The sequence below is a fragment of the Bradyrhizobium sp. C-145 genome (genome assembly GCF_023375135.1).
Lineage (GTDB): Bacteria > Pseudomonadota > Alphaproteobacteria > Rhizobiales > Xanthobacteraceae > Bradyrhizobium > Bradyrhizobium zhanjiangense.
Genome location: NZ_CP088150.1, coordinates 3,352,723 through 3,377,186, shown reverse-complemented (window position 1 = coordinate 3,377,186; position 24,464 = coordinate 3,352,723). Strand labels below are relative to the sequence as shown.

Sequence of the window (24,464 nt, the reverse complement as noted above, 5' to 3'; positions counted from 1 at the left end):
CCAGTGAGATGAATGATATTCGAATCAGGCTTTGCGTGCCTGGCCAGCGCGGAGCGCCGGTGTCGAAGTCTCTTCGAGCCTCATCTTCTCGAGCATAAGATCCGTGACAAGCTTGCGCAGGCGCTGGTTCTCGACCGTGAGTTCTTCCAGGACACGACGCATTTCACCCATAGTCGGGAGATCGGTGGGCGCGTTCGTGCCAGCTTCGCGAAGGTTCGAAGATTGCGCCTCGTCCTTGCCTAGCGACAGTTTCCGCCAACGATGCAGTGTCATGATGCTCACCCCAAGCGCTTTGCAAATCTCCACCTGGGAATTGCCCGCTCGGGCCAGCTCGTCTGCCTGGACAAGTTTCAGCATGATTTCTTCGTGAGAATGCTTCTTCATATTCGCGCCTAGTATTCGTTGCGGCCCGTAAGCTCGCGCAGAATTCGCTGTCTGGCTTGGCCAGGGGGGTGACCTGACCAGCGTCAAATAACATATACGCCGGGATTCGGAAAATGACTCAGGGTGATGCTATCATACTTATGCCAAGTTCATGAATGATATTTTTGGTTATGTAAACTTAATCCTGAGTGTTAGCTGCAGTGCAATTAACGTTTTCGGAACTCTAATTTCAATTCGGATAAAGATGATCCTGCGTCCGTTGACCACCCCTCCGCATTAAATCTTGTCGAAATATGCAGCCATAGCCTGCCGATGCTGCTGTAGGAAGACGCTGGACCTGAGTATGGCATCGTATTGCCGATTTTGACCTCAGTATCGGAGGCGCCCGGTCCATACGTTTCTGACCGGCTGCCGGTACAGTCGCTGCGATCATCGCGGCGAAAGATGCCGCAAAAGCCAAGAACATCGTCCCCCCGAAGCACCGCGTTTACGAGACACGCGCAAGGATGCGGATGGCTTGGCCTGTCAGGCCTGGATTGCACGCATGCTCAGCTTTCAGCGAGTCGGCCAACTCTCCTTTGCGCTCGGCAACAGAACGCCGGCTATCGTTGTCTCGAGGCGAAGTGCCTCGGGCGCGACACGCATCAAATCGTACCGCTCGACGATGCGATCGCTAGCTACTTAGATCGAATTGCTACCCGTCCGCTCGATATCAAACTTAGTCGGCTCTGCGCGCCAAGAGCAGCCCCTCCCCAGATCGTACTTTCCAGCATCGGCCGGCGCAAAAGTTACAAAGGCTGTAGCCTCACTCGAACGGATGTAGCCGATGTTACGGCTACCACCCGAAGCGCTATATCCGAACTGACGACTGGGCTTTCGATCTTCCCAGGATGACATTCCGTCCGGAGTGCAGAGCCCCTCCGATTGCGCGGAGCGATTGTGATGAGGGAGGTTACAATGGATTTTTCACGAGTGTCGGATGGAATCCGGCTGCATCACGCCTCCCATCGCCACCATGGCTACGATGGTGACGACGACTCCGGTCCGGCACCGCGTGCCCCGCACCTGATCGACAGTGGCGTCAAAGTCCATGGTCCAAGCCCGTTTGCGAGCCATGGAGCGCATCCCGCGAGCGCTCATGCCCTGTCCCATGACTCTGGCCCAATTCAATTCGAACATCTCACCACATCGGTGGGTCACTTCGGCCACCACACTGCGGCGGGCCAGAATCCTTCGGCCACCGAGTCGGCTTGCGGCGCATACCATTTCGGGATGGGCGCCGCCACGGTCGAGAGCGGAACGAACCCGGCTGGGAACGGCGGAGACGGCTACTTCTACGGCGGCATCGTTCACGCGTCTTTGCTGATCTATGAGCCGATCAACATCTCGGTGAGTTCAGGATACGGCTCGGTCGCCCTGGCCAACCAGTCCAACAATTTGAACGTCGATCAATCCGCTTTTCAGATCGCCGGCGTCGGCGGACATGGCGGCAGTGAAAATATTGCATCGGGAGGGAGCGTCAGTACTTCCTCTTGGACGAATGTGATCGCCAGCGGCGACAACAGTGCCGGTAACGGCGGCAGCGGCTATTTCTCCGGTGCGTTGGTGGACGCTCCCGTGGTGATCTATCATCCGATCAACATTGCGTTGGCGAGCTCGGGCGGCTCAGCTCATGCGAGTCAATCGAACACGGTCGACATCGATCAATCGGTCACGCAGATCGCGGGCGTCGGCGGAAATGGCGGACATGGCAATGTGGCCGCCGGCGGTAGCATCCTCACGCTCGACCCTAGCTGGGGATCAAGCAACGAAGTGAGCGCCTGGGACGTTCAAACCGGCGGGAGCCAGGCCGGCAATGGCGGGGACGGCGCGTTTTACGGGGAGCTCGTCCATACCTCGTTCGTGCTGTATAATCCGATCAACATCGCGATCGCTGGCTATGGCTCCAGCGCTTACGCGGTCCAGACAAATGATGTTTCCGTGGATCAATCCGCGGTTCAGATCGCCGGCATTGGCGGACACGGCGGCAACGACAACGCCGCAGCGGGCGGCAACGCAAACCTTCTCTCCCATAATCTGTGGGGCGGCTCCGACACGATCGCGACCGGCTCGAACAGCGCAGGCAATGGCGGCAACGGCTATTTTGCCGGCAGTCTGATCGATGTCAGCGTCGCGATCTATGCGCCCATTAATATAGCCATCGCAGGTCCACATTCGACGGCTGTGGCCGATCAGGTCAACAACGTGCACATCGACCAGAGTGCGGTTCAGATCGCCGGAGTTGGCGGGGACGGCGGCTATGGCAATCTTGCGCTAGCTGACGATGCCGCGCATCTCTTGTCAGACCTTCACCTGGTGGCATAGCGACACTTCGTACCGCTTGCATGATCGATCGCATGGCGGCACGTGCAGTTGCTACTCCTCGCCTGCAAAGCCCCGCGTAGAGGCACCCCCGCCTGACGAACGGCGTACTTTCGTACGTAGGCCGACAAAGCCGGATTGTATCCGATTTGACATCTATCGCACTCGCGCACGGGCGGATCAGACTTGCCGCGCGCGTCCGCCTGATCGGGATGGATGTTGCACGACAGCCAACAGAACGACGGAGGCCTCAAATGATGCCAAAGGCAATCAACATCACGGATACGATCGACTTCAAATCGATCAACACCGGTGGTCAAAGTGCCGGAAATGGCGGCGACGGTACTTTCAAGGGAGCCATCATCAGCAAGCCGACTCTCAACTTCGATCCAACCAACAAAGCCGACGGTGCCGATGTGCATGTGAACACCGGTGATCACGTCAAACAGACGGCGGATTGGGACGCCGGGGGCGCAAACACCAAGGCCTCATGGTTTTCCAAGGCCCATGGCGGAGACGCCCAGTCGAATGGAAGCCAGAAATCCTACAGCGGCCACGATACCTCCAAGGTATACGCCAATACGGATGCCACCCAGATCAACAAGCTCATTGTGGACCAGCACCAGGAAGTCGTGGCTGGCATCGGCGGCGATGGTGGAGACGGCAACTTCGCGTGGGGTGGAGGAGTGACCTTCCATCTCGATACGCTCTGACCAGCGACTCGTCCGACTGGCGGGACCGGCGGCCACTGCCGCCGGTCCTGGATTTCACGTCAATACCCCCGTGATGCCGTTGCCAGATTGCATTGGCCGTCGGGCAAGTGCGCCGGACCTCGATTTCAGGCGGTGACGATCATGCTGGTGCCGCCCATTCGATTGCCCATCCTGCCGCCAATCCGTACGCCGCTGCACGCGGCCCTCTGGTCCTGTGCGGGACCGCTTGGTCTCGTATTCGCATATAGTTGCAGCTACAATTTGCTTCTGTTTGCGCCCTCCATCTACCTTCTTCAGATCTACGACAGGGTTTTGTCGAGCCGGAGCGGCGACACACTGCTTCTGCTCACGCTCATTGTCGCGATCACGGTCGTGGTCGGCGGCGTGTTCGATGCATTGCGGCGTGCTGTCCTGGGCCGGCTTGGTTCCTGGCTCGACGATCGGCTTCGTGCTTGCGTACTTTCGGCCAGCCTCGAATCCGCGCTTCGCAGCGATTGGACGCGGGCCTCGGACGCATATCGGGATCTCACGATCCTGCGCCAGTTCGTGGAATCCGGCGCATGTCCGATGCTGTTCGACGCGCTCTGGGCGCCCCTGTTCCTCCTGGTCCTCTTTCTGATCCATCCCCTGCTTGGCGTGGTGGGCGCCTGCTGCGTGGCCTTCCTGTTCGCTCTCACGGTTGTCGGAGATCTGGTGACCGAGAACGTTCTGCTCAAATCCAGCGCTGCGCTGTCCAGAAGCTACGGCCGCCTTCAGGCTGCCGCCGGCAACGTCCACATGATCCGCGCCATGGGAATGTTCGATAGTGCAGCGCGAGCGATCTACCACGACGCGCAGGACGCCCGCAGAGAGCACGACGAGGCACTGCGCCGAGGCGAGATCGTGATGCTTGCCACCAAACCGGTCCGCGCGCTCTCGCAAGTCCTGATCATGGGAGCAGCCGCGTGGCTCGTCCTTGATCACGGGAAAAGTCCGGCGATCATCTTTGCCTCTACGCTGATGTTCAGCCGGGCGCTCGCGCCAGTCGAGAGTGCAATCGCAGGCTGGAAATCACTCGTTACGGCCGTGAGTGCCTGTCAGCGGCTCGGCGCTCTTCTCGCCGCATTCCCCGCCACCGAGCAGCAGGATACGGAGATCTCGCCGCAACAAGCGCGGAGCGGTCTCCTCGTCGATAACGTTGGTGTAAAGCTACCGGGGCCCGACCACTTTCTGCTGAAAGATGTCTCGTTCAGCCTCGCGCCCGGAGAGTGCCTTGGCATTATCGGTCCGTCCGGTTCTGGCAAGTCCCTGCTTGGCCAAGTGATCGCCGGGCTGTCGATGCCAACGCATGGCGGTGTCCGCCTCGATAATACCGACGTCTCGCTGCTTCGCGAGCAACGAAGCGGCCAACATCTGGGATATCTGCCCCAGGACATCAATCTGCTCGGCGACACCATAAACGACATCATCGCGCGGCTTGATGCTGTCGATCGGCGGAAGGTCGTCGATGCGGCCAAGCTCGTCGGAATCCATGAGGCGATCATGCGCCTACCGCTCGGGTACGACACGGTGGTTCACAGTGAAAAATCATTCTCGCGCGGATATCGGCAGCGCCTCGGTCTGGCCCGAGCCTTTTTCGGCAGTCCGCGCCTCGTTGTTCTAGACGAGCCGAACGCCAGCCTCGACTACGGGGGCGAGCGAATGCTGCTGGATGCCATCGAGCGCATGAAGCGCGAAAATGTCGTCCTGGTCGTCGTCACTCACCGGATGGGTCTCCTCGCAGCCACGGACAAGATCGCCATCATGGAAGACGGTGCGGTCGTCGCGTTCGGCGACAGCGAGGAAATCTTTGAACGGCACTTGGCTCGGCCCCAGGTTACGTCGCAAGTTGCGCCATGACCTGGCATTTTCCCACAAGCTGGAAGCTTCCCGCGGTCTCGCAACTTCCCATGATCTGGGACCAGATCACGCGAACACCCGTACGCCCCCCGCTCGCCGGGCGACTTGGAGACGTTGTCACCGCAATCGACGATTTCGAGCCTCTCGAATTTCCATGGTGCTCGACCCCCACACCGGTCTCTCCGCGCGCCAGGCTTCGCGGGATCACCCTCGTGGGCAATCTGCTGGTGCTCGGCTTCATGCTGGGCCTTGGCACATGGGCGAGCTTCGCGCCACTTGAGAGCGCCGCAATCGCGTCCGGCGTCGTGGAATCGGAATCGAACCGCAAGACAATTCAGCATCTGGAAGGCGGTATCGTCAGGAGGATCCTGGTTTCGGACGGCGATGTCGTGCGAAGCGGACAAGCGTTGATCACGCTGGACGATACCCGCGCCGATTCGGAGGTGCAAAGTCTGCAAGGCCAGTTGTGGGATGCAATTGCTCGTGCCGCGCGGCTTCAGGCCGAGCAGCAGAGATTTGAGAGGATCGCAGTCCCGAGCACGCTGGACCAGGACAGCCAACAGAATGGGGCAGCGGCCGCTGCGCTGTCGGCGCAGCAGTTCATTTTCCAGGCACGCCGGCAGGTTCACGAGTCGCAGCTTGCGGTCATTCGCGAGCGGAGGCATCAGGTCGAGAAGGAGATCGAAGGTCTCAAGGCTCAGGAGAGCGCCACCAGGCAGCGAAGCGACATCGTCCGGGAAGAACTCGATATGGTCACGACCCTCGTCAACAAGGGACTCGAACGGCGGCCACGGCTTCTGAATCTGCAGCGTGAACTGGCCGACGTTGAGGGACGTCGTGGTGAGATCGCGGCGCAGATTTCCCGCGCCGAGCAGGTCATCAACGAGTCGCAGGCAAATTTGTTCAAGCTCGAGAGCGAAAGGCAGAACGAGATCGCACAATCGCTTCGCGAAGCACAGAACCAGATATTCCAACTCCGCGAACGGTTGCTTGCGGCCAGGGACCAACTAACCCGAACGGAGGTCAAGGCGCCCGAGGACGGCGTGATAACTGACCTGCGGATTCATACGACCGGCGGCGTCATCGGGGCTGGCGCTCCGCTCATGGACCTGGTGCCCCGGCAAGACCGCCTCATCGTGACCGCCCGCCTGCGGCCGGAGGACATCGACGTGGTGCATCCCGGCCTCAATGCCGAGGTGCATCTCGTACCATATAATCAGCGTCGCGTGCCGCGCCTGAAGGGAACCGTCGTGCACGTATCCGCGGACCGGCTCCTCGACAAGCGTACCGACCAGCCATACTACGCGACCAGGATTCGGATCGACGACGCACAGATGGCTGCAAATGTCATCCAGATCGTTCCCGGTATGCCCGTTCAAGTGTTCATCACCACGGGGCGCGGCACCGTTGCACTTTACGCGCTGAGCCCCCTGCTCGACAGCTTCCGCGGTGCATTCAGGGAGGATTGATTCAGCTCCCCGTGACTAGGTCTCCGGCGTTGAGGCTGCGCCCGGATCGTGATCGCGACTCTGCGCGGGCAACCGGCCGCGCCAGCGGAGGACCGCTTCCGTGCGATTGTGAGCGGCACATTTCCTCATGATATGCTGAATGTGCATTTTAACGGTGCTCTCCGAGAGGTTCATTTTGGCGGCGATCAGCTTGTTGGGCAGGCCGAGTTCCAGTTCCGCCAGAACCTGCTGCTCTCGAGGCGTGAAATCGGTCAAGCTCCTGTCGATAGCCGCCCTGGCTGCTTCGTTCGTCAGATATGCGGACGCGAACCGACGCGCATCCGGTGGCTCGAAACCCGGTATCCTGTTTATTCCAGCGATGGGCAACGGCCTGTAGCAGCCTCCGACAAGAACAAGGCGCAGGCCGGCGATGACGACCTCTATTGGCAGCGAGGTGGGGAGAAAACCGCGCACACCCCGCTGCATCGCGGCCTGCGCGGTCGGCTCGTCGTCATGGTTTGACAGGATTGCAATGGCCGCGTTGGGACAGCACTCCGCGACGAAGGCGAGATCGTCCTCAACCGAGGGATCGCCGATAGGCTTGTCCGCGATACTCAGCAACACCAGACGAACATCGCGAGCTGACGCGCTGTCCAGGCTTTGGACCGTTGCCATGTCAAGGATCTCGAATTCGGCCAATTCCCGCCTGAAGACGTTCAGAATGCATGTGCGAGGCAATAGAAGGGGCTCGATGATCACCAGAACCGGCAAGTGAAGCGATCCATTGAGCCGTTTTGAGAAGTTGGTTAGGTCATCCATGATTTCCTCGGAATGAAAAGAATCTCTGCCACAGTCCCACGATCCGTGCTGTGTATTCCCGTTGCGGCATTCATCCTGAATGCATCGTCACGCGCAGCGCCAACATTAGGATCGTATCCACTGCGGGATAGTCTGACGCCCGGGTGGAAATTCTTTCCGCTCAAATCACATGGACGCGTGCCGCACCGTGGCGCGGTCGACGCATCCCCTCAATTGCAGATATTTCGATACGCGGTTGACGCCGCCGACCCCGACTTGCCGTCGACGACGTATGCTTCATCCTCCCTCACGAGATACAGAAACGGTTTCTCTCCAGTCTCGTCGCCTGACGCGCTTCTTCCTTTCACACGACCGCAAATCGTATCCACAGCGCGCCCAAACATGTTCAATCGCATTGCGCGCTTCATATCGCTGAACTCGGCCGATCCTGGATCGTCCATCTTCGATGCGATCGTGACCTTTGCCCTGTCCAGGACAGTATCTGACCTTGCCGCCGGGCGTTCGGGCGCCGGGTCGCTGATCCTCGTGCGCGGGGCAGCCGCCTTGGCGAGATCGGCCGATCCGCGTCTCTTCGGGGATGGCCTCTTGCCGGACTTTGCCGAGGTTGCAGAATTCGATTTGACAATCGCAGGAGTTGGCGCCAATGCCGCCGGCGTTGGCTCTGCGGGTCGGGCGACTGCAACCCTGTCGAAACAGGGTCGCGCCGCACAACCAAGGAAATATCCTCGGGACGGCGCGAACCAGCCAAAGCCGACCAGAATTCCTGCCAGCACTCCAACAAAAAGCAGTCCCATCCGATTCCCCTCCCTCGGGAGCTCGGCTCGCAATCGTAACTAGGACTAATTCCGCGCTGGTGATCTATCTGTTGCGCAAAAGCGTTAAGCGCTCATTAAGCGCGGAAGGTTGCCCGGCATCTGCCTGGGCGGGCCGGTCCGGCTCCAGACCATGCGGAAAGCCCGTTTTGTCATCTCGCCGAGCGACAGCCGGGGGATGAAATCTTCCCCGATTGCTGCTCAGCCCAGGTCAGCGCACAACCCTTACCGAACTGATCACCGCATCGCAGAACGATGGCGCGGCGCGCTAGCGGACGGGGAGATGGGGCGCTATTGCGGCAACTTCGTCACAGGTCTGCCAGCAACTTGCGCGCTTCCACGAGATCGCGTGTTTCCAAGCCCTCGCTGAACCAACTGTAGATCGGCACAAGAGCGTCGCGCGCCTCTCGCCGCATGCCGCGTGCCGCCTGGAGTCTGGCGCGCGCAACGCTTGCGCGAAGCTCGGGCAGCCTTGCACCCTGGACAGCGGCAATTTCACTCGCGGCCTGGAATTCCGCGTCCGCTTGATTTTCGGCCTCCTCCCCGGCTGCCAGCAACAGCAGTTCACCGCGCTCCCGGTGAAGTTCGACGGCGCACCAGCTCTCGAGACTGGCGTCCGCAATTGCCACCGCTTCGTCGATGACCCGAAGCCCGGCCATGGCGTTTCCAGCCTTGCGATGAAGCGCCGCGAGCAAGCCAAGATGGTGCGGAATACGTAGCCCCGCACTTGTACGTCGGAAATCCTCAAGCCCCGCATCAAAGTCCGCAAGACCTTCCTCAAGCCTGCCGGATTCAGCGATCGCCCAGGCGCGAACGAGGCTGGCCCATGCGCCATAGTAGTCGAAGCGGTACTCGGTGCAGATGTCGCGTGACTCTGCAGCTGCTTTCAGTGCGGCATCGGGCTCTTGCCGGAATTGATATAGCATCGCCAGATAGTTGAGCGCGAGCGCGATGCTGAATGGATGTGAAATCTCACGCGCGACGGCAAGCCCTTTCTCAGCAATCCCAAGGCTACGAACGGGATAGCCGAGATGCCAATCGCAATGGCTCATGTAGGCGCGGCAGAATACGCTCATATCAATTCCGTAGACCTCGGAATAATAGCGACCGCGGTATTCGCCGGCTTGTGCGCTTCTCTCGAACCGGTCGCGCGAGAATCGAAACTGGCCGAGGTGGAATGAGAGCACTCCCACAAGATGATCGGCTTCGGCTTGACGCACGGGATCACCGCTTCGTTTCGCTAGCGCCTCCGTCTCCTCGACGAGGCTTGTGACCTCGCGCAGGTTGGCGCGCACGTGATAGACGTGGCCGAGCCCCTTCAACGCGGCGGAGAGATCAGCCTCGCTCTGCAGCTCGCGGCTGAGCTCCTGTGCGCGCTGGAACGCCGCTTCTGCCTCGCGCGAAGCAAATCCTTTTGTTGCAATCAGCGGGCCGCCAAGCCCAAGCTGCAGGGCAAGCTCGAAGCGCGAGCGTGATGCTCCAGGAGGAAGTGCTTGGGCGCACTCGAGCCCCGATCTCAGATGGGCAATTGCCTCCATATTCGCCGATCGGGCGGCTGCGAGGCGGCCGGCCCTCAGCCAGTATGGAATGGCCTTCTCGGCCAATCCCGCCTCGCCAAAGTGACGAGCGACCAGCTCGGGCTGTGCTTCGACAAGTTGCGGAAAGAGCGCTTCGATCGATGTGGCAATCCGCGCGTGCAGCTCCTGGCGGCGCCGCTTGAGCAGGCTTTCGTAGGCGGCATCGCGCACCAGGGCGTGCTTGAAGACATAGGTCGCGGCAGGCGCGAGGCCGCGCCGGAAAACGAGCTCTGCCGCTACCAGGCGGTCAAGCGCCGCGGCAAGCTCCCCGCCTGGCATCGACACGACCGCAGCAAGCAATTCGTGATCGAACTCACGGCCGATACAGGCTCCGATCTGGGCGACCTCCTTGACCGGAGCAAGACGGTCAAGCCGCGCCATCAACGAATCGTGCAGCGTCGCCGGGATCGCCAAGGACGGGAACGCGCCGGCGAGCACGTAGCGAGCGCCGGTGTAGCGGAGGATCCCGGCTTCAAGAACGGCCTTCGTGAGCTCCTCGGTAAAGAGCGGCACACCCTCGGTCCGCGCCAGAATCTGGTCGAGGACCTCGGCAGGAAGCGCTTTGCCTTCGGTGATCCGGTCGACAAGTGCAACCACCTGCGCCTGTGGCAGGCGGTTTAGCATGAGCAACGTGACGTGCGGAAACCCGATCCATGGTGGCGGGAGTTCCGGGCGGAACGTGGCCACGACCAGCACTGGCAGGTCCTGAAGACGATCCACGATCTGGTCGAACAGCTCGCGCGAGGTGGGATCGAGCCAGTGCGCATCTTCAAGCACCATCAGCACCGGGCCGCGAGCGGCAAGTCGATCGAGTCGGGCCAGGAAGGTGCGGAACAGGAGCGCCTTCCTTTGCTGCGGCGACATCTCCGGCTGGGTGCTCGGCCTCTCAGTTGGAATGCCGAGCAGATCGGCAACAAGCTGGATTGCATCGCTAGACAGCCCTTCGCCGTTTTCGCCAAGGAGCAATTCGAGGCGCTTGAGCCGTGTTTGCGCGGCATCCTCAGGTGCGAACCGCGCCTCCCTCTCAAGCTGCGAGATGAAGGGAAAGAGCGGACTGTTCAGGTGATGCGGCGAGCAGGCGTAGCTAACGAGCGTGATTTGTTCGGCCTGCAGCCGTTCTCGCAGCGCGAGCACCAATCGTGATTTTCCGATTCCTGGCTCGCCAAAAATCAAGACGACCTGTCCAGCCCCTCCCTTTGGCAAGCTGCCACCGTGACAGCGTCAAATCGAGCTCCTCGCTGCGCCCCACGAGTGGCGTGACGTGGGCTCCATGCAAAGCCTCGAACCTACTCTCTGCCCGGCCTTCGCCGATGACCCGCCAAGCTTGCACCGGATCGGGAAAGCCCTTGAGCCGAAGGGAACCGAGCTCAATAAAGTCGAAGAGATCGCCGACCAGGCGGCGCGTGCTGTCGGCGATAACGACCGTACCAGGCTCCGCAACCTGTTGCAGACGGGCCGCGAGATTAGGCGTTTCCCCAGTGATTGCTTCCTCCTTCGCAGCACCTTCCCCGAGCAGATCACCCACCACGACAAGCCCGGTGGCGATGCCGACGCGTGCTGCCAGCAGGCCTCCTGCACCTGACGACATGCCGCTGACCGCTGTTGCGACCGCAAGTCCCGCCCGGACAGCTTGCTCTGCCGCATCTTCGCTTGCGCGCGGCCAGCCGAAATAGGCCTGCACGCCGTCTCCCAGAAACTTCGCGACGTGGCCCTCCAGTCGCGCAATCTCTCCCGCCACCGTGTTCGAGTAGGCCCGCATGACCTCACGCAACTCCTCGGGATCGAGACGGCGGCTGAGGTCGGTCGAGCCGACAAGGTCGACGAACATGAGCGTGAGCTGACGGCGCTCCACCGACGCGGGGGGCCGCGCTGCCGCCAGGTCCGCTGGTAGCAGGTCGATTGCATCGAGAAGCTTCCGCCGGTGGCCGACAGCCAGGACTCCAATCTCCTTGAGATCTTCAACCGTCAGGTGGGGCAGGATCTCAAGGTCAATTCCGTTGTCGCGGAACGTCTGCTCATAGGATTGCAGGCCCAGGCTGCGCAGCCATTCTCCGATGTCCAACTTCGTCTCCGTAGCCCCCTCGATTACGGATCCCCTCCTCCTCTTGTCAGGCGGCCGGTCGCTGTGCAGCGGCCGGCCTGACGTTCTGGTTTAGCCGGAACAGGTTGCTGGGATCGTACTTGGCCTTCAGCGCGGCAAGACGAGCGTAGTTCGGGCCGTAGGCGCCGGCTACGCGATCGGTCTCGTCCTCCGTCATGAAGTTGACGTAGACGCCGCCGGTTGCGTGAGGCGCAGTCTCAGCAAAGAGCCTGCGCGCCCAGGCGACCGAACGTTGCTCATCCGCCGGATCGCGCCATCGCGTGTGAACGTTCATGACAAACTTCGCATCGCGGTGAGGGAACGCCGTGGCGTCGACGGCCACGCGACTGGTGGCGCCACCAAGCTGACCGATGAAAATCTCGCACTCCCCGGTCGGCAGGCTTGTCGTATGGCTCACCAGCGTATCGAGAAGACCGTCATTGAGTTCAACGAAATTGTGCGACTTCCAGTAATTATAGGCGCCGGGCGCGAGAAGTGGGTCAAACGCGGTCTGCCAAGCCGCGAAGGGCTGCATGCCGATCACGTCTGCGATCGGCTCTCCGAGCGCGCGCAACGGCTCCAATGCACGCTTGCCCTCGTTCTCATCTCCCGCATAGCAGACGGCGAACGCGACGATCTCCTTGCCGTGAACCTCAGCGGGCAAGAACGGCAGCGGCGGTGCCTGCCTAAGCACCACCCACACCGTCAGTTCGTCGGGCGCCTTGGCGGCGACGTCGCGATAGCCCGTCAGCAGCTCCTTCGCCCGCGCAAACGGATGGACGATGAGTCCGGCCAGAACCATCGGACCAACAGGATGCAGGCGGAACTCGAACGAACTCACCACCCCGAAATTGGCTCCGCCTCCGCGCAGCGCCCAGAACAGGTCGGTCTTCTCGGCGATGTTTGCCCGGACGAGCTCGCCTTCGGCCGTCACCACGTCGGCCGAGATCAGGTTGTCGACGGCAAGCCCGAACTTGCGGCTAAGCCACCCGAAGCCGCCGCCCAGCGTCAATCCTGCAACGCCGGTCGTCGAGTTGATCCCGAGCGGGGTAGCAAGGCCGAAAGCTTGCGCCTCCTTGTCGAAGTCGCCAAGCGTTGCCCCCGGGTCCACGCGCGCGGTGCGGTGAAATGGATCAACCCGGACGGAGCGCATCAGCGAAAGATCGATCAGGAGCCCGCCGTCACAAACAGCATTGCCCGCGATGTTATGGCCGCCGCCGCGCACAGCGACCAAGAGGCCGTGCTCACGCGCAAGCCGTACGGCACGAATGATGTCTGCGGTCCCTCTGCAGCGCACGACCGCGCCTGGGTGGCGGTCGATCATCGCATTCCAGATCGTGCGCGCTTCGTCATAGCCCGGCTCCTCGGGCAGACAGACGTTGCCTCGCAAGGTTTGGCGAAGGGCAGCAATTGCATCGCTTTCAAGCGTAATCGCCCCGCCCTGCAGCGAGGCCAGCCGGATCTCCGTCATGGCATCCTCCGTAACTAGCGGTCAGAATTTCGGCAGTCAGCTCTCATGCTCTTGGACGGATCAGCAGAAGGGGCGGCCACGCCCACGGCTCTTGCAACCGACGCGGCGCAGAATCACCCCGCTGCACGCCGTTCGACATTGCGAACGGTAGATTTCCGCCTAGAGGTTAGTCCTCCGGCAAAACGAATGGTTCTGCGACAGAGTGTCTCGCGGGTGAGGAGCGCGGACAAGCCCGCGCGGGTCGCGCTTTCCGTCACCTGCAAACCAAACCAAGAAAATCCGGTCCGCACGGGGAGCTCGGAGGTCCGCTCTTGATGCTGTGGACGGCTCCTCCACGGGCACGAGCCGCTTTCCAGTCGGAGTGCAGCGAAAGTTGTACTGTCCCCGGCATCTCTATTAGGCGCGGTACAGAGCAACGATAATGAAGCTGGAGGCGAGATTCTGGAACTCCTTGAGCTCGAGCTGGGGGACCATTTGCCGTTTGGAGCCGGGGTCCAGCGACTCCCCCCGAGATCACATTCTTTTCCGTTACGCTGAACGACACCAACGCGGGTCCGCTCACCACGCCGACAAACGAGATCAGCTTCTCGGTCGCTGACGGCTGCACTGCTCGTCAATTCGATCGCGTCGAGCCTCGACTGCTCAAGCTCGCTATCACTAGATTTTTCTTGGTCTCCCGGTGCACACGTTGTGGTCGGGCAAGTCCGGCAACCCGAGGCAGGGACAAACAGCGATGAGGCGATGGCCATCATACTGCGCGTCAGCTCCTTGCTCGTCATCATGGCTCGGAACAGCGCGATCTGGCCGGCATTGAAGGCCATGCCGAGCGGTCGATATGGACGACAGCGCGGAGACGTCGGATATTGGGCCGATCAGAGAGGCCTGAACATTTCAAGGGAGGCGCGCCATGCTGAAGTCGATCGATCCTGTTCTGAATGCTGATGTGCTTTATGCGCTGCGGTCCATGGGGCATGGCGACGACCTCGTGCTCTGCGATACGAATTTCCCGGCCGACTCCGTCGCCCGCCAGACCGCCCTCGGAAAGCTACTCCGCATTGATAACGTCAGCGCAGGCCGCGCCGCGCGCGCGATCCTGTCGGTGCTACCGCTCGATTCCTTTGTCGACAAGCCGGCGTTGCGCATGGAGATCGTTGGGCAGCCGAACGAAATCCCGGACGTGCAAGCCGAGGTGCAGAAGGAGATCGACGCCGCCGAAGGCCGCTCGCTTCCGCTGGCGTCGATCGAGCGGTTTGCCTTCTACGAGCTTGCGAAAAAGTCCTACTGCGTGGTCCAGACCGGCGAACGGCGCTTCTATGGCTGCTTCATCTTCAAGAAGGGCGTGATCCCGCCTGATGCGACTTAAGTCGCGCCAAGGCATTGGCGGCGGCACGGGCTGCGCGACGCATTCGGCGCAAATGTGACGGCGACGCGACATCCTTCGCCGGAGCCAGCTCACACATGATGGGCTACTGCAGCGCAAGATCGACAGCATCGTTTGCATCGCATGCGGTCGACCGCGTCCGCTTTGCGCGGATTCGTTGACATTGATCGGTGCCGTTGCATACTCGACGCGGCTTCCCGCACCGCCGCTGCGACATGAACTTCCGCGAGCGTCACTTCTCCACGGTGCTTCGGCAGCCCAATCTGACCTGACCAAGACTTTGACATAAGCAACGTCAAAAAACGGGAGGATTTCGTGGTGAAGCAGCAAGAGCATGATCAGCATCCCGCAATGCACCCCAGCAGGCGCACGGTGCTCAAGAGCGCGGCCGGAGCCGCCGCACTTGGCACGAGCGGCGCGCTTGGCGCCTTCTCCGAGCTTGCATTCGCGCAAGCCAATCTGCGCGCCGAGATCACGAAAATTCCAGGCGTCGGCAAGGGTGCTCCGACCGACGCCGACTGGCAAAAGGTCGGTGAGCTCTGCCTTGGCCCGACCAAGGCCAGCATCAAGGAGGGCGAGTTCAAAGGTGTCGAACTCTCCTTCATGGGACTGAACAATCAGAATCTGCATAATCTGTTGTTCCGCGGCTTCCTGAAGCCGTGGGAGGCCTATACGGGCGCAAGGATATCCTGGATTGATCTGGCGCAGGCCGACTACAACCCACGCCTGCAACAGGCGATCGCCACCGGCACGGTCGACTTCGACATCCTCGAGATGGGAGCGCCGTTCGAGGGCGACGTCTGTGGCAAGGGACTGGCGTCGGAGATGCCGGACTGGGTCAAGAAGCAGATAGATGTTGACGATTATGTCGATTACCTGAAGCCGCCGGTTGGAACTTGGAACGGCAAGACTTATCGGGTCACCATCGACGGCGACTGCCACAACTTCAACTACCGCACCGACATCTTCTCCGACCCAACCCTTGCCAAGGCCTGGAAGGACGCGGGAAATTCGACCGACTGGGGCGTGCCAAAAACCTGGCAGCAGGTGCAGGCAGTGACGAAATTCCTCAAGGGCAAGAAGATCAAGAACCAGAACGCGTTCGGCTATCTCGACGCGCCAAAGCCTTGGGGCGGGTTCGGCTTCTATTTCCTCGGCAGCCGCGCCTCGGCCTATGCCAAGCATCCCGACGACAAGGCCTGGCTGTTCGACATCGACACGATGAAGCCGCGCATCAACAATCCGGCCTGGGTCCGCGCCATCCAAGACGTGATTGACGCGCTGCCGTTCGAACCTGCCGATCAGCTCAATGCCGATCCGAACACGACCGGCTTCCAGCAGTTCCTCGCCGGCATCGGCTCGATGATCCCCTGGTGGGGCGACATCGGCCAAGTCGCGAAGGCGAGCGACACCTCCGTCATCGGCGACGTCGTCGCCTTCGACATCCTGCCGGGCTCGGACGATGTCTACAACTCCAAGACCGGAAAGTGGGACAAGCTCTCGAGCGGCCCGAACCATGCGCCGAACTGCGCCTATCTCGGCTGGGGCGTTTACGTCATGGCGCGGGTCAATGGCGATGAGAAGAAGCATAAGGCGGCGTGGAGCGCGGCCGCGCATCTCGGCGGCAAGGATCTGTCGCTTTGGATGGTGATGTATCCTTCGGGCTTCCAGGCACACCGCACCAGCCACTTCCTGTACGACGAATGGGTGGCGGCGGGCTATGACCGCAAATACATCACCTCCTACCTGAACTCGCAGCTCGCCTCCTACAATCATCCAAACCGCGCCGTGGAGCCGCGCATCCCCGGCATTTTCCAGTACTACAGTATCGCGGAAGACGAGCTCACCAAGATCTTCGCCGGCAAGGTTGACGCGCAAACCGGCGCGAACAATATCGCCGTCGCCTGGGAGAAGCTGACCGACCAGATCGGCCGCGAGCGGCAGATCGGGCTCTACAAGGCCTCGCTCGGCGTATAGCGGCGCTTGCGCGAAGCCATCCCCTTCGGCTGGCGCATCCGGCACCAGCCGAAGACTTGCCCGGCGACAGAGCCGGCACAGAATGCGGCTCATCTCGATGCAGAATTCCGTACCCGTGAGCGACGACCTGCACCACCAGCCCGCGGCGAAGCGCGCACGCGGCAGCAGGAAGATCGCCGGCCGCGCGCTCGTCCTGCTGGCGTCTCTCGGCTTCCTGCTTGTCCTCTTCATTCAGATCTTGCATACGACCGGCACGCCGACTGCCGGATTTTCCGATTGGCGGCCGATCCTCATCGCCTATCTCGTCTGGGCCGTTGCGTTTGGCATCGGACAAGTTCTGACCCGCGGCGAACGTGGCCAGCGCGCGCTGTTCCTGCTGCCGGCGGTGTTCTTCACCGTCGCCGTCGTGATCTTCCCGACGATCTTCGGGATCTATATCGCCTCTCTCGACTGGAATCTGAGCTCGATCGAAGGGCCGCGCTTCAGCGGCTTCGACAACGTCAGGGGCATGCTGAACGACACCTATTACTGGAATGCGCTCGGCAACATGGTCTTTTACACCGCCGCAGTGCTTGGCGAATACGCGATCGCGTTCGGACTGGCGCTCTTGCTCAGCGCCGAGATCCGTGCGCGAAAATTCTTCCGCGTGGTCTTCCTGCTGCCGATGATGCTCAGCCCCGTCGCCGTGAGCTGGATGATCGGCAAGTCGCTGATGGAATATCGCTTCGGACCGGCGGCGACGCTGGCGCGCTATCTCGGCTGGGACAACCCGGCCTTCTTCGCCTCGCCGTGGATGGCGCGCTTCAGCATCCAGGCGATGGACGCGTGGGTGTCGATCCCTTTCATCATGATCATCCTTCTCGCAGGCCTGCAGGCGATGCCGAAGGAGGTGCAGGAGGCGGCCAAGGTCGACGGCGCGAATGGCTGGCAGTCGTTCTGGCACGTCACGTTTCCGATCATGCTGCCGGTGAGCATCACCGTCCTCATTATCCGCATCATCTTCAAGCTGAAGCTCGCCGACCTCGTGATCAACGTCACCGCTGGCGGGCCGGGAGGCGCAACCGACACGGTCTCGAGCTTCATCTACCGCGTCTACCGCGACCGCTCGAACGTCGGATACGGCACGGCGCTCGCTATGGTTTACCTGCTTATGATCATCGTGCTCCTGACCATCCTGTTGCGCCTGTCCAAGCGCTGGACGCAGAAGGTCGTCTAGCGCTTCAAACGGAGTTTCTCGATTGACTAGATCGACCTTGGCATTGAAGCCCGTTCAGAGGCGTCCGGCGGCCCCCCGCGCAAAGCGGACGCTAAGCCGCGTACTGATCTACGCAGCACTCCTGTTCTGGACGATTATCTGCCTGTTCCCGATCTACTGGACCTTCACGACGTCGTTCAAATCGGCGGTCGATGTGACGCAAGCCCACTTGGTTCCCTGGGTCGATTTTCAGCCGGACTGGAAGGGATGGCGCTCGCTCGGCCTGTCGCCAGATACACTGTTCGGAACCTCGACGGCACGCTCCGAATTCGCGAATCGCTTCGTCAACAGCATCATCACCTCGGTCGGCGCATCCTCGCTGGCACTGATCCTCGGATCTCTGGCGGCCTACGGCCTGAGCCGCTTCCGCTACAAGTTCGCCTGGATGCGCAACGACGACATCCTGTTCTTCTTCATGTCCCAGCTGATCCTGCCGCCGGTCGTGCTCGCGCTGCCGTTCCTCGTCCTCTACAAGGCATTGGCCCTGCTCGACACGCGACTTGGCCTTGTCTTGCTCTACACGCTGACCGTGCTTCCGATCGTCATCTGGATCATGCGCGATCAGTTCAATGCGATTCCGATCGAGCTCGACGAAGCCGCCTTCGTGGACGGCCTGTCGACCTGGGGTGCCTTTCTGCGGATCATTCTGCCGCTCGCTGTCCCCGGAATGATGGCCGCATTCATTCTCTCGCTGGTGCTGTGCTGGAACGAATATTTCTTCGCGGCGCTGCTCACGAGCACCGATGCGAAGACGCTCCCCGTTATGGTGGCGAGCCAGACTGGCTCGCAAGGCATCAATTGGTGGTCGATGGCGGCGCTGTCGACGGCGGCGATCGCACCGCTCGTCCTGGTCGGCATTTTCCTTGAGCGCTACATCGTCAGCGGCTTGACTACAGGAGCCGGAAAGTAGCCGGAGGCCGAGCCGGGGACTAATCGCGTTGCGAACTCGGTCGGAGAGGCTGATCGAAGCGGCGACCTCAGGGAACCGCGTACCATCGATGCGTGTCCCGGTTGCGTGAGCGCCGGCCCCATCAACGAAACACGAGATCACGAAATCAGGCGGGCAGAAGCGAAGCAGGCGAATCAATGTGTGGAATAGCTTCGATCAGTTCGCGCGTGTAATCAGTCTGCGGATTGGTAAACAGAGCGAGGCTCTCGCCCTGCTCGACGATGCCGCCGGCGCGCAGCACGATAGTACGGCTGCACATCATGCGCATCACGTTGAGGTCGTGACTAACGAACAGGAAGGCGAGATTGTCCTCGCGCCGAAGCCGGTCGAGCAGCTGCAGCACCACGGCCTGCACCGAGACGTCGAGCGCCGCAGTGGGTTCATCGAGCACCAGCAAACGCGGCCGGCACGCAATGGCGCGGGCAATGCCGATACGTGCCTTCTGGCCACCCGACAATTGATGCGGGAAGCGTGACAACAACTCTCGCGGCAGACCAACGCGGTCGGCGCACTCCTCGACCCGGGAACGCAGCGCGTCGCCAGGGCGCAGGCCGGTGAGCCGCAGCAGCGGATGGGCAATGCAGTCGAACGCGGTAAAGCGCGGATTGAGGCTCTCATGCGGATCCTGAAAGACGATCTGGATCTCCTTGCGCAGCGACGAGCGATGAAAATCGCGCGCCGGCAGCTTTGCGATCGAATAGCCGTCGAACAGGATATCGCCCTCGCTCGGATCGATCAGCCGGCAGATCATGCGCGCGGTGGTGCTCTTGCCGGAGCCGGACTCACCGACCAGGCCGACGCTCTCGCCCGCCGCCATGGTCATCGAGAAATCCGCCACTGCGGCGGCGCCGTCGTCAAAACGCTTGACGATGTGCTGGACGTCGAGCAGCGGCGGTGTGCCCGGCGCGGGCGTCGGCCGCTCCTTCACCTCGACAACCGACAGAGCTTCGTCAGCCGGCACGAGGTCGCCGACACGCGATGTCGCGGTCGGCGATGACGCAACCAGTCGCTTGGTATAGGCGTGCTGCGGCGCCCGAAACAATGTCTGTGGCGCGCCCTCTTCCACGAGCCGCCCCTGCTCCATCACCACCACGCGTCGGCAATAGTGTGCCGCGAGACCAAGGTCGTGGGTAATGAGGATTGTCGTCATGCCGCGTTCGGCGACGACGCGCGCCAAAAGGTCCATTACCACCTTCTGTGTCGTAACATCGAGGCCGGTGGTCGGCTCGTCGGCAATCAGAAGCGATGGATTGCAGGAAATCGCGATCGCGATCATCACGCGCTGGCACATGCCGCCGGAGAGCTCGTGCGGATAAGCGTCCAGCCGTCGCTCCGGATCGCGGATCTGCACCGCGTGCAACAGCTTCAGCGCCTCGGCCCGCGCCTCCTGTTTCGAGAGCCGCCGATGCGAAAGGATGGCATCGGAGATCTGGGCACCGACGGGACGGATCGGATTGAGCGCGGCGCGCGGATTCTGGAAGATCATCGCCATGTTGGCGCCGTGCAAGTTGCGGAGCTCCGCCCCCGACGCGCGCGTGATGTCCTGGCCCTTGAACTTGACACGACCGGCCGTGATGCGGCCCGCCTTGTCGAGCAGGCCCGTCACCGCGAATCCGGTCACGGATTTACCGGACCCGCTCTCGCCGACGAGGCCGAGCATTTCACCCGACTGCAGCGACAGCGAGACGCCCCGCAGCGCCTCGACGAGCCCGCGTCGGGTCGAGAACGTCACGCCGAGATTATCGATTTCGAGCAGTGGCGACATCATGTGCGCATGCGCGGATCGAGGATATCGCGCAACCCGTCGCCGAGAAGATTGAAGCAGAGCACGGCCAGCATCAGGGCCAGACCCGGAAACGACACCAGCCACCAGCGGCCCGTCGAGATGAAGCGCGCGCCCTCGGCGACCATGATGCCCCACTCCGGCGTCGGCGGCTTGACGCCCAGGCCGATGAAGGAGAGGCCCGCGGCATTGAGGATCGCCCAGCCAAGATTGAGCGACATCTGCACTGCCATCGCCGGCAGCACGTTGGGTAGCAAGAAGCGCAGCACGACGGAGACATGCCCGTCGCCGCAGGCACGCGCCGCCTCGACCCAACCGAGATTGCGGCGGATGTTTACCTCCGCGCGAGCGAAGCGGATGTAGAACGGCAAATTGATGATCGCGGTCGCGATGACGATATTTTCGACCCGATTGCCGAGCGCGGCGACCATGGCCATGGCGAGCACGAACAGCGGAAAGGCCATCAGCACGTCGACGAACCGGCCGATCGCACGATCGAGCTTGCCGCCGACATAGCCGCAGAGCGAGCCGATCACCGCGCCGATCACGAAGGACACACTGACGGCTGTCACGGCAATGGCGAGATCGAGCCGCGTGGCGACGATCAATCGGCTGAAGACATCGCGGCCGAGTTGGTCGGTGCCGGCCCAGTGTAGTGCGCTCGGCGGCTGCAGCGCGCGCGGCACGTCCGAAGCGACGGGATCATAGGGCACCAGCATGGGGCCGAAGATCGCGATCAGCGCCAGCAATATCGCCCCGGCGGCGGCGGTCGCGGTGACGAGATTGCCGCGCAGCACCCACACAGCGTGACGGAGCCCCGACGGTGTTTCTGTCAGGCTCATGCGACCGTCGCCCTGGGATCGGCGATGCCGTAGAGCACATCGACCAGGAGATTGACCACGACGAAGATGCTGGCCATCAATAGCACAAAGCCCTGCACCGGCGCATAGTCGGAGACCAACAGCGCATCGAGCGCGTAGGACGCAACGCCCGGCCAGGAGAACACTTTCTCGACCAGCACATTGGCACCGAGCATGGTCGAGAACACGATGCCGGCGATGGTGATCACGGGGAGGATTGCATTCCGCAGCGCATAGGTCACCACGATCTGCCAGCGCGACAGGCCGATCGAGCGCGCGGTACGCACGAAATCGCTGCCGAGCGACACCAGCATCGAGGCGCGGGTGATGCGGGCGAGCGGCGCGATCACGAACAGCGCCATCGTGAAGGCCGGCAGCATCAACTGACGTGCCGCGGCCCACCAGCCCTCGAAGTCACCCGCGAGCAGGAAATCCACCATCAGGAAGCCGGTGCGCGCCGGCGGCACCGAGGCGAAGACGTCGAGCCGTCCCGTCGGATCGGGGGCAAGGCCCAGCAGATAGTAGAACACATAGATCAGCAGCAGTCCGGAGACGAAGGTCGGCACGCAGACACCGAGCGAGCAGAACAGCCGTACGCCGTGATCGAGCAGCGAGTTCGGCCGCAGCGCGGCCAGCACGCCGAGCGGCACCGCCGCGATCAGCGCGATCACGAGCGCGGTCAGCGTGAGCTCGAGCGAGGCCGGCAGCCGCTGCCGCAGGTCCTTGGCGACCGGCTGCCCCGTCATCATGGACCGACCGAGATTGCCGCGGCCGACATCGTAGAGATAGATGCCGAGCTGCTCCGGCAACGACCGGTCCAGCCCGAGCTGCTTGCGGACGATCTCGATCTCCTCCTTGCCGGCACTGGGACCCGAGGCAAAGAACACGGCGGGATCGCCTGGCAACACCCGCATCAGGAGGAAGGTGAAGACCAGCACGCCGAACAGCGCCGGCAGCGACGAGAGAAACCGCCGCCCGGCCCGGATCAAAGTTGCACCGATCGTGCCCATGGTCTCCGCCGCGCTCCCAGCTCCGCTGCTATTTGCGGCTCAGGTTACGATAATCCACCTGGCGGGTGAATTGGTAGACATAGCCGTCGAGATTGGCGGCCATCACCGCGTCCTGCGCCGGCTGCCAGAGCGGGACCTGGAACATTTGCTCGAAATGGATGGCGTTGAGCTCCTTGCCTTCCGCCTCGTACTTCGCCTTGTCCGGCTCGAAGCGCGCCGCCTGCGCGATCTTCTCCAACTCGGCATTGTCCGTGGAGGAATAGTTCCAACGCTGATTGCCGGTGTAGAAGTTGCGGTAGAAATAATCGGTCGACGGCAGCCAGGCGACGATGCCTTCGGTGAAGAAGGGCAGCTTCTTCTCATTGATCGCAGTGGACATCTGCGCATCCGGCAGCTTCTGGATATCGACCTTGATACCGATCTTCTCCAGCGATTCCTTAACCAGGGCGGCCATCGGCTCGGCAGTCGAGGCCTGGCCGACGTTGAAGCTGAAGGTCGTGGCAAAGCCTTCGGGCACGCCAGCCTCCTTCAGATAAGCCCGCGCCTTCTCCAGATCGAGCTTGACCGGTTGCGGAATCGGATATCCGCCGCTCGGTGGCTTGCCGTCGGCCCAGCTGGCACCGAACAGCGGCGCACCACGGCCGAACAGCGCCGCCTTGAACATGTCATCATAGGGTAGCGCCGCGGCGACTGCCCGGCGGACGTTGACGTTGTCGAACGGTGGGATCTTGTTGTTCATCGAGATGAAGGTCACCGCATTGTATTGCGGCGTCGAAATCACCTTCAGCTTGCCTTTGGCTTCCAGCGCCTGCACGTCGCTGGCCTGCAGGTCGATCACGAGGTCGGCGTCGCCGCGCTCGACCAGATTGGCGCGCGTCGCCGGCTCCGGTACCGACTGGATGATCAGCCGCTTGAAGGACGCCGGTTTGTCCGACGAGCCGCGATTCCAGGCCTCGTTGCGCTTTGCGATCGCCTGCTCGCCCGGCTTGAAGGTTTCGACGATATAGGCGCCGCTGCCCGCCTCGTTCTCCTTCAGCCAGCTCAGCGCCCAGGGATCCTCAGGCGTCGCGTGCGACTTGGCGAGCTTGGAATTGATGATGATGGGATAGACGGTCGCAAGGTTCGGCAGCGCCAGCTTGTCGGGCCGCGGCAATGTCACTTCAAAGGTCAGGGGATCGATCACCTTGAACTGGTCGGCGCTGGTCATCGAGCCCGTCAGCAATTGCGCCTTGCCGAGCACCGGCGCGGTGACGCAACGGTCGAGTGACCATTTCACGTCTTCTGCAGTGACCGGCGAGCCGTCATGGAACTTGGCGTCGGGACGGAGTTTGAAGGTGAGCTTCAGGCCATCGGGGCTGACGCTGAAGGACTCGGCGAGCTCGCCATTGATGGTATCGAGATCGAACACCCATTTGCCGTTGAGCTGCTTGCGGCCGAACGACACCAGCCGGTCATAGCTGCTCATGCTGAGCGCGAAGGCTTCGCGGGTCGAGCCGGGAATGTTGGGATCGAGCGTGTTGACCGTTGCCGCCGTCACGTAGCGCAAGGTCTCAGCGCGGCTCTGCGCGTAGGCCGCGGGCGCAATCAATGTCACCGAAAGAAGAACGGCGGACGCCGAAATCAGATGCCTGGAAATCACGGGGTACATCGCTTCTGTCCTTTGTTAGGCCGCGCACGCCCGAAATGGCAGCAAATCGTGTGCCAGA

The 24,464-nt window shown here is 61.9% G+C and carries 18 protein-coding genes; 8 read left to right on the top strand and 10 right to left on the bottom strand.

Annotated features, from left to right (window positions below):
* Positions 1–24: 24 nt before the first annotated feature.
* Complete coding sequence (locus LRP30_RS15560) at positions 25–357, bottom strand: transposase (protein ID WP_249760910.1); 333 nt, start codon at positions 355–357, stop codon at positions 25–27.
* A 984-nt stretch (positions 358–1,341) separates the two neighbouring features.
* On the opposite strand from LRP30_RS15560, the gene LRP30_RS15555 reads away from it, so the two are divergent.
* The 4 genes from LRP30_RS15555 (at position 1,342) to LRP30_RS15540 (ending at position 6,805) form a co-directional block, all read left to right on the top strand.
* Positions 1,342–2,748: a hypothetical protein gene (locus tag LRP30_RS15555; protein WP_249760909.1), complete on the top strand. Its 1,407-nt coding sequence runs from the start codon at positions 1,342–1,344 to the stop codon at positions 2,746–2,748.
* A 251-nt stretch (positions 2,749–2,999) separates the two neighbouring features.
* Complete coding sequence (locus LRP30_RS15550; protein ID WP_249760908.1) at positions 3,000–3,458, top strand: hypothetical protein; 459 nt, start codon at positions 3,000–3,002, stop codon at positions 3,456–3,458.
* Between the two features lie 141 nt (positions 3,459–3,599).
* On the top strand, positions 3,600–5,336 hold the full coding sequence (locus LRP30_RS15545) for an ATP-binding cassette domain-containing protein (RefSeq protein ID WP_249761763.1): 1,737 nt from the start codon (positions 3,600–3,602) through the stop codon (positions 5,334–5,336).
* Positions 5,333–6,805 (top strand): HlyD family type I secretion periplasmic adaptor subunit, encoded by a 1,473-nt coding sequence (locus LRP30_RS15540; RefSeq protein ID WP_249760907.1) that lies wholly within the window; start codon positions 5,333–5,335, stop codon positions 6,803–6,805. Before LRP30_RS15545 ends, LRP30_RS15540 begins: the two co-directional genes overlap by 4 nt.
* 15 nt (positions 6,806–6,820) lie before the next feature.
* Here LRP30_RS15540 and LRP30_RS15535 read toward each other — a convergent pair whose 3' ends face one another.
* The 5 genes from LRP30_RS15535 to LRP30_RS15515 all read right to left on the bottom strand — a co-directional run bounded on the left by LRP30_RS15535 (position 6,821) and on the right by LRP30_RS15515 (position 13,543).
* The gene (locus LRP30_RS15535; protein WP_249760906.1) at positions 6,821–7,603 is read right to left on the bottom strand and encodes a response regulator transcription factor; all 783 of its coding nucleotides are present in this window, start codon (positions 7,601–7,603) and stop codon (positions 6,821–6,823) included.
* A gap of 209 nt (positions 7,604–7,812) precedes the next feature.
* Complete coding sequence (locus tag LRP30_RS15530; RefSeq protein WP_249760905.1) at positions 7,813–8,397, bottom strand: hypothetical protein; 585 nt, start codon at positions 8,395–8,397, stop codon at positions 7,813–7,815.
* A gap of 326 nt (positions 8,398–8,723) precedes the next feature.
* Positions 8,724–11,126: an AAA family ATPase gene (locus LRP30_RS15525; RefSeq protein ID WP_249761762.1), complete on the bottom strand. Its 2,403-nt coding sequence runs from the start codon at positions 11,124–11,126 to the stop codon at positions 8,724–8,726.
* The gene (locus LRP30_RS15520; protein ID WP_249760904.1) at positions 11,077–12,054 is read right to left on the bottom strand and encodes an adenylate/guanylate cyclase domain-containing protein; all 978 of its coding nucleotides are present in this window, start codon (positions 12,052–12,054) and stop codon (positions 11,077–11,079) included. The genes LRP30_RS15525 and LRP30_RS15520 overlap by 50 nt, the downstream gene beginning before the upstream one ends.
* Before the next feature lie 46 nt (positions 12,055–12,100).
* Positions 12,101–13,543 carry an FAD-binding oxidoreductase gene (locus LRP30_RS15515; RefSeq protein ID WP_249760903.1) on the bottom strand — a complete coding sequence of 481 codons (1,443 nt, stop codon included), beginning with the start codon at positions 13,541–13,543 and terminating at the stop codon, positions 12,101–12,103.
* A 907-nt stretch (positions 13,544–14,450) separates the two neighbouring features.
* On the opposite strand from LRP30_RS15515, the gene LRP30_RS15510 reads away from it, so the two are divergent.
* From LRP30_RS15510 to LRP30_RS15495, 4 genes are all read left to right on the top strand, one after another.
* Positions 14,451–14,906, top strand: coding sequence for an RbsD/FucU family protein (locus tag LRP30_RS15510; protein ID WP_128938430.1), 456 nt, complete (start codon positions 14,451–14,453; stop codon positions 14,904–14,906).
* 369 nt (positions 14,907–15,275) lie between these two features.
* The gene (locus LRP30_RS15505; protein WP_249761761.1) at positions 15,276–16,901 is read left to right on the top strand and encodes an extracellular solute-binding protein; all 1,626 of its coding nucleotides are present in this window, start codon (positions 15,276–15,278) and stop codon (positions 16,899–16,901) included.
* Positions 16,902–17,016: 115 nt separating this feature from the next.
* A complete protein-coding gene (locus LRP30_RS15500) occupies positions 17,017–18,117 on the top strand; it encodes a sugar ABC transporter permease (protein WP_249760902.1) in 1,101 nt (366 codons plus the stop codon).
* A 43-nt stretch (positions 18,118–18,160) separates the two neighbouring features.
* On the top strand, positions 18,161–19,066 hold the full coding sequence (locus LRP30_RS15495) for a carbohydrate ABC transporter permease (protein WP_249761760.1): 906 nt from the start codon (positions 18,161–18,163) through the stop codon (positions 19,064–19,066).
* A gap of 145 nt (positions 19,067–19,211) precedes the next feature.
* On the opposite strand, the gene LRP30_RS15490 is transcribed toward LRP30_RS15495, so the two are convergent.
* The 4 genes from LRP30_RS15490 to LRP30_RS15475 are packed head-to-tail and all read right to left on the bottom strand — an operon-like array spanning position 19,212 to position 24,406.
* Positions 19,212–20,873 (bottom strand): ABC transporter ATP-binding protein, encoded by a 1,662-nt coding sequence (locus LRP30_RS15490; protein WP_249760901.1) that lies wholly within the window; start codon positions 20,871–20,873, stop codon positions 19,212–19,214.
* Positions 20,870–21,730, bottom strand: coding sequence for an ABC transporter permease (locus tag LRP30_RS15485; RefSeq protein WP_249760900.1), 861 nt, complete (start codon positions 21,728–21,730; stop codon positions 20,870–20,872). The genes LRP30_RS15490 and LRP30_RS15485 overlap by 4 nt, the downstream gene beginning before the upstream one ends.
* A complete protein-coding gene (locus LRP30_RS15480; RefSeq protein WP_128938427.1) occupies positions 21,727–22,758 on the bottom strand; it encodes an ABC transporter permease in 1,032 nt (343 codons plus the stop codon). Before LRP30_RS15480 ends, LRP30_RS15485 begins: the two co-directional genes overlap by 4 nt.
* Positions 22,759–22,786: 28 nt before the next feature.
* A complete protein-coding gene (locus tag LRP30_RS15475; protein ID WP_249760899.1) occupies positions 22,787–24,406 on the bottom strand; it encodes an ABC transporter substrate-binding protein in 1,620 nt (539 codons plus the stop codon).
* Between the last annotated feature and the right edge of the window lie 58 nt (positions 24,407–24,464).